General features: G+C 72.7%; 8 protein-coding genes. 7 read left to right on the forward strand and 1 reads right to left on the reverse strand.

The window, feature by feature from the left end:
* Positions 1 to 513 precede the first annotated feature (513 nt).
* The 7 genes from H5J30_RS15620 (at position 514) to H5J30_RS15650 (ending at position 4,857) form a co-directional block, all read left to right on the forward strand.
* The gene (locus H5J30_RS15620; RefSeq protein WP_258563337.1) at positions 514 to 1,125 is read left to right on the forward strand and encodes a hypothetical protein; all 612 of its coding nucleotides are present in this window, start codon (positions 514 to 516) and stop codon (positions 1,123 to 1,125) included.
* Positions 1,122 to 1,301 carry a hypothetical protein gene (locus H5J30_RS15625; RefSeq protein ID WP_181788040.1) on the forward strand — a complete coding sequence of 60 codons (180 nt, stop codon included), beginning with the start codon at positions 1,122 to 1,124 and terminating at the stop codon, positions 1,299 to 1,301. The genes H5J30_RS15620 and H5J30_RS15625 overlap by 4 nt, the downstream gene beginning before the upstream one ends.
* Positions 1,302 to 1,478: 177 nt before the next feature.
* A complete protein-coding gene (locus tag H5J30_RS15630) occupies positions 1,479 to 1,850 on the forward strand; it encodes a dehydrogenase (protein ID WP_220188951.1) in 372 nt (123 codons plus the stop codon).
* On the forward strand, positions 1,847 to 2,419 hold the full coding sequence (locus tag H5J30_RS15635; RefSeq protein WP_258563338.1) for a nuclear transport factor 2 family protein: 573 nt from the start codon (positions 1,847 to 1,849) through the stop codon (positions 2,417 to 2,419). Before H5J30_RS15630 ends, H5J30_RS15635 begins: the two co-directional genes overlap by 4 nt.
* Positions 2,420 to 2,422: 3 nt before the next feature.
* Positions 2,423 to 2,896 carry an ester cyclase gene (locus tag H5J30_RS15640; protein ID WP_181788041.1) on the forward strand — a complete coding sequence of 158 codons (474 nt, stop codon included), beginning with the start codon at positions 2,423 to 2,425 and terminating at the stop codon, positions 2,894 to 2,896.
* A gap of 195 nt (positions 2,897 to 3,091) precedes the next feature.
* Complete coding sequence (locus H5J30_RS15645) at positions 3,092 to 3,745, forward strand: hemerythrin domain-containing protein (RefSeq protein ID WP_181788042.1); 654 nt, start codon at positions 3,092 to 3,094, stop codon at positions 3,743 to 3,745.
* A 167-nt stretch (positions 3,746 to 3,912) separates the two neighbouring features.
* The gene (locus tag H5J30_RS15650) at positions 3,913 to 4,857 is read left to right on the forward strand and encodes a MarR family transcriptional regulator (protein ID WP_181788043.1); all 945 of its coding nucleotides are present in this window, start codon (positions 3,913 to 3,915) and stop codon (positions 4,855 to 4,857) included.
* 69 nt (positions 4,858 to 4,926) lie between these two features.
* On the opposite strand, the gene H5J30_RS15655 is transcribed toward H5J30_RS15650, so the two are convergent.
* The coding region (locus H5J30_RS15655) for an NAD-dependent epimerase/dehydratase family protein (RefSeq protein ID WP_181788044.1) at positions 4,927 to 5,649 on the reverse strand (723 nt) is incomplete at its 5' end.

The raw sequence follows: 5,649 nt of genomic DNA on the forward strand, positions 1-5,649 counted from the left end.
TGGCCGGGCTTTTCCGTCAGCCGCGCGGCGATGCGCCGGCCGGGCTTGCCGACCCGCATCGCGAGGTAATTCAGCGCCCGATGCATAAACGTTTGGAATTTCTCCGGCCCCCCGGCGGGTGCCCCTTGCGGTGCGGGCGGAAGAAGCCCCGGCGGCCCTTCGGGTGACGGACCGTCAGGACTCCGGATGGGACAACGCGCGCGCCGGGCGCACTCGCGGGCCGCGTACCGCTTCGCCGGCGCGCGGCCCGCTCCCCCGCCCGGCGCGCCTTCTGCAATTCCATTGACCGCGCCGTCCGGGCCGGATGCGGAAACGGTACCTCCTCTTCCTGCGGGGGGCGGCCGCTCTCCGCAGCGCCCTCTCACGTTTTCCTGACACTCCGCTTACACAGCTGCAGACACTTGCCGAAAGCCTGATCGGTCCCGCATTGAAGCGCGCCGGGGCGGCCGCGAGCATGAATGGGGTCGGGAGAATCCAGAGATTGGGGGGCGGCGGATGCACGGGTTACGCCCGTTGGCGGGAAATCACGGCAGCAGGGACTGCACGGGGCTGCTGGGCCGGCTCTGCGCCCTGTGCGCAAGCCGGCTGGACCAGGAGTTGAGGTCCCTTCGGGAGTTATACGAGGAGAGCGAGCAGTTGCTCACCCACACGGCGCCCCGGCTGCGTGAGCGCGTCAGCGGCAGCCGGAGCAGCGCGGGCATCGTGCTGGACGAGGACACGGTGGCGTTGCGCAGCCGGGCCGCGGACGTCCTGGCGCAGTGGGCCCGGCTGGTGGTGGAGGAGAGCCGCGGCCGGGTGCCGCGGCCGCGGGAGCCGCGGCCGGAGGCCCTGGTGCGGCTGCTGCGGGAGCAGTTGGGCTGGCTGGCCGGCCACCCCGCGGCCGCCGACTTCGCCGAGGAGGTCGCCGAACTCCTGGCCGCCTTCGGCAGGTTGCACGACCTGGGCCGGGTGCGTACGTTCCCGCTCGGCCCGTGCCCGCAGGCCGGCTGCGACGGGGCGCTGCAGGCGGTGATGTCCGCGGGCGGAGGCCGGGTGCCCAGCCATGTCGGCTGCGAGGCCGGGCACGCGCTGCCGCCGCACGAGTGGATGCGCGTGGCCGTGCGCCTGGAGGGCGAGGCCGCGTGAGCGGGCAGAGGGGCCGGCCGGGCCGGCGGGTCCCGACCGAACTGGCCGCCCTGGCGATGGGGGTGAGCGAGGCCACCATCCGCAAGTGGGCCAGCCGCCGGAAGATCACCCGGTACGGCGGCCCCCAGCAGGCGCTGTACGACCTGGACGAACTTTTCCGATTGACCCGCCGGTAATCGCGGCGATCGCCCGTGGAAGAACCCGGCATACCGAATACCGGCGCCGGCGGGGCCGCGAGGAGCGTGTCCGCTCTTTCGGCGGCTCTGCGCCCGGATGCGATATCCGCATCCTCGTCGGTTCTCCGGCCCGGAATGCGGATTTTTTGTTTTGCCCTACCAGAGGAAGTGTGGTCGATGCCTGTTTCTACCTGGACGCCCGTCGGTCGCTGGACGGGTACGGTCACCCACGACGGCGAGGTGGACGACTACACGGTCACCTTCGCCTCGGACGGCTCGCTCTCGGTCACGACCGAGAAGAGCACCGGCACCGGTTCCTGGAGCGTGACCGGCGAGGCGGAGCTGGAGTTCTCGCTGCGCGAGAACTTCAACGCCGACATCGCGCAGATCAGCCCGAACGGCCACCGCGCCGCGTACATCCGGATCGACTTCACCGCGCGCCCCGACGGGGACACGCTCACCGGCGAGGGCCGGGCCGTCGTGCACGGCGCCGACGACTCCGTGATCTACGGGACGGACGCCACGACCGCAGTGCACCGGCTGCCATGAGCCGGCCGCCAACGGCCGGTACGGACGCGCCGGCCGGGAAGGCCGGGGAGGTGGCGGCGGCCGGGGAGGTGGCCCGGCTGAGCGATCTGGCCGCGCTCCAGCGGCTCGTGGGCCGCTACCTGGACGGGCTCGACGAGGGGGTCTTCGACGACGCCTGGGCCGGGGCGCTGTTCACCGAGGACATCGAGATGACCTTCCCGGTCGGCAGCCACCGCGGCATCGCCGGTGTCGGCGCCTTCACCACCGAGATCATGGCGCGCTGGGGCCGTACCCACCACCACGGCTCGCAGCCCCGCGCCGACCTCGACGGCGACCGGGCCGAGGTCGGCTGGAGCCTGATCGCCTCCCATGTGCACCACGGCTCGCCCCTGCCGCCGGCGCCTTCGCAGTACTTCCAGCTCGGGGGGCGCTTCGCCGGCGCGGCGCGGCGCACGCCGGACGGCTGGCGCTTCGAGCGGCTGCGGCTGCGCATCGTGTGGACCACGGGAGCCGTGCCCGCCAGCGTCAACGGGATCAACGCCACCACGCTCGACACACGCGGGAACACCACCGCAGCGAAGGAGAACTGACACATGTCCACCAGCCTCACGGCCGAGCAGCAGCGGGACGTCATCGAGAAGGTCTTCCACGAGGGCCTGGACCTCGGCGACCTCTCGGCCGCCGACCGCTACCTGACCGAGGACTTCCGCAACAACGGCAGCCACGACGATTCCATGCGGGGTCCGGAGGCGTTCAAGCACACCATCAGGATCCAGCAGTCCGCGTTCACCGACATCCGCTACGAGATCCTCGACTTCATCTCGATGGGCGACCGGGCGGCGATCCGCTGGGTGATGCACGGCAAGCACACCGGCCCGTTCATCGGCATCCCGCCGACCGGCCTGCAGGTGCAGCACCAGGCGATCATCTGGTTCCGCTTCGAGGGCGACCGGATCGCCGAACGCTGGGGCATCGTCGACAACTTCACCCTGGAGCGCTTCTTGAAGTCCGGTGGCAAGCCGGCCGGCCCGCTGACCCCGGCCGGGGCCGGCAAGCCGAGCGCCTGACCCGTCCGGGCACCGGGCGGGCACCCGCCGCCGGACGCGGCCCGTGCCCGCCCGGCACCCGGACGTCCGGCCGTCCGGCGAGCCCGGAAGCCGATTGCTGGTTGTTAACCTTGATGCATAAGCTTATTGATGATTGTGGCCACTGCGGCACCGCGGCTGGCGGTGCGGGGTGGTCAGGCAGTGAGGGAGAGGACGATGGGCCAGGAGTTCAAGAACCACGACATGACGATGATGTTCACCATCCACAACGCGCTGCGGCGCGAGCTGGAGCGGATCGCGCGTATCACCGCCCGTGTCGACGACGATCCCCGCCACGTACTGAGCTGCGCGGTGGGCTGGGAGCTGTTCAAGAACAACCTCACCATCCACCACACCTCCGAAGACCTCACCCTGTGGCCGGTCATGCAGCAGGCCCTCGCCGACCGCCCCGACGAACTCGCCCTCCTGGACGCGATGGAAAGCGAGCACGCCGTCATCGACCCCCTCCTCGTCGACATCGACGCCGCGCTGGCCGACCGCGAAGGCGGACTCGAACGCCTCACCGGCCTGACCGACACCCTCAACACCCTGCTGCGCGACCACCTCCTGCACGAGGAGCGCGAGGCCCTGGCCCTCATGGACACCACCCTCAGCAACGAGCAGTGGGCGGCGTTCGGCAAGGAGCAAAGCGGCCGCCACACCGACGACATCCCCACCTACCTGCCCTGGCTGCTCGACGGCATGGACCCCGACCAGCTCACCCGGTTCCTCGACAACATGCCGCCGCCCATGCGCACCGCCTACGAGAACGAATGGCGCATCGCATACGACGACCTCGACATCTGGAACACCCACACCAAGACCCACTGACCCACCGGCCCACCGCACCCCACCGCACCGCACGACCAGGCCCCGGCGGAGCTTCGCGCCGGGGCCCCGGTGTCGCGGAGGGCTACCCGGTGGCCCCTCTCCCCGGGCGCGGTGTGCCCGGGGGCCGGCGGGGCAGGCGGATTTATACTCGGGCAGGAGGTGCTGTCTTGCGGCGTGCACGCAGTGAAGTCCAGGACCCGGCGGGCCGGGTCGATCCGGCGGCGGCCCCGGCACGGCCCGGCGCCCCCGCGGGGGCGGCGGGGGCGCTCTCGGAGCCGCTTCCCGGTGAGCTCTTCTTCCTTCTGCGCCGGGTCCGCGCGAAGTTCTCCCTGGTCTCCGACTGCGCCGAGACCGCCTCCCGGGACTTCCTCGTCCTCGACGCCCTCGGCGGCCAGGACTGGGCGTCGCAGATCGACCTCGCCGAACGCCTGGGCATCAACCGGACCATCATGGTCCAGGTCATCGACCGGCTGGAGGACCGCGGCGAGGTCCAGCGCACCCGCGACCCGGGAAACCGGCGCCAGTACGTGCTCTCCCTCACCGAGCGGGGCCGGGCCGCCCTGGCGGACCAGCGCCTGGCCGTCGCCGAACGCGACGCGCTGCTGACCTCCGCGCTCACCCGCAAGGAGACCGCCCGCCTCAACGAGCTGCTCGCCCTGCTGCTGCCCCCCTCGGCGCGGCCGCTGGTGCGGGGCAGCGAGAACCTCGTCGCCCAGGCCGACCTCAGGCTGCGCCGGCAGGGCGACGACATGCTCGCGGGCACCGGACTGCGCCTGCGCTTCTACCGGCCCCTGTCGGCGCTCGCCGCCCTGGGGCCGTGCTCCCAGCAGCAGCTCGCGGAGTCCCTGGCCATCACCGGGCCGGCCGCCTCGCAGCTCGTGGACGACCTGGTCAAGCAGCAGCTGGTGCACCGCGGCCAGGACCCGCACGACAGGCGCCGCTACGCCCTGGAGGTGACCGCGCCCGGCCGCGAGGCGCGCACTGTCATCGCCACGGCCGTACGCCGGCTCGCCGCCGACATGGCGGCGCTGCTCGGCCCCGGCGGCGAGGACGACCTGCGGGCGCTGCTGCTGAAGGTCGATTCCGCGGCCATCTCGGCCACCGCGTCCTGACCCCCACTCCCCCGCTTCCCCGCTCCCCGCTTCCCCGGGCCGCGGGCCGGCCGGGCCCGGCCGGGGTTGTCAGGTGGCGGCGGTGTGCTGCCACATGTCGCGCAGCGACTGCCCGACGGAGGTCTTCGGCCGCCAGGCCAGGAGGCGTTCGGCGAGGCGGATGTCCGCCCGGGTCCAGCCCCCTCCGTGGGAGGCCACCGGCTGGTCGGCCAGCTCCAGTACGCCGGCGTCCAGGCCGGCCTCGGCGACCAGCAGGGTCAGCAGGCGGCGCATGCCGAGGGCCTCGCCGCGCCCGATGTTGACGCTCCGGCCGGTGAGCGGGGACTCGGCCGCCCGTACGACGGCATCGGCCAGGTCCCGTACGTCGACGTAGTCCCGCCGGTCGCCGTTGACCTCCAGGTGCAGCCGGTCGCCGGGCGCCAGTGCGCGCAGCCTGCGTACGACGGAGCCGAGGAAGCTGCCGGCCGCCGCGCCCGGGCCGTACACGTTGACCGCGCGCAGTACGACCCCCTGCACGTGGCCGGCCCGGCTCGCCCGGAGCACGGCGTTCGAGCCGGCGAGTTTCGAGCGGCCGTAGGGGGTCTGCGGGTGGGGCGGCCGGGACTCGCCGATGTCGGTGCCCTCGGGTACGGGGCCGTATTCGTGGATGGAGCCGATCTGCACGAACCGCGGGGGCGCGGGCAGCAGTCGGGCGGCGTCCAGCAGGTGGTCGACGAGGCGGGCGTGGGCCTGCCGGTTCTCCTCGGCGGAGGCGAGCCAGCCGCCGGTGGCGTTCACCACGATCCCGGCGCC

Origin of the sequence: Streptomyces phytophilus (assembly GCF_013870535.1) — a bacterium.
GTDB classification, from domain to species: Bacteria; Actinomycetota; Actinomycetes; order Streptomycetales; family Streptomycetaceae; genus Streptomyces; species Streptomyces phytophilus.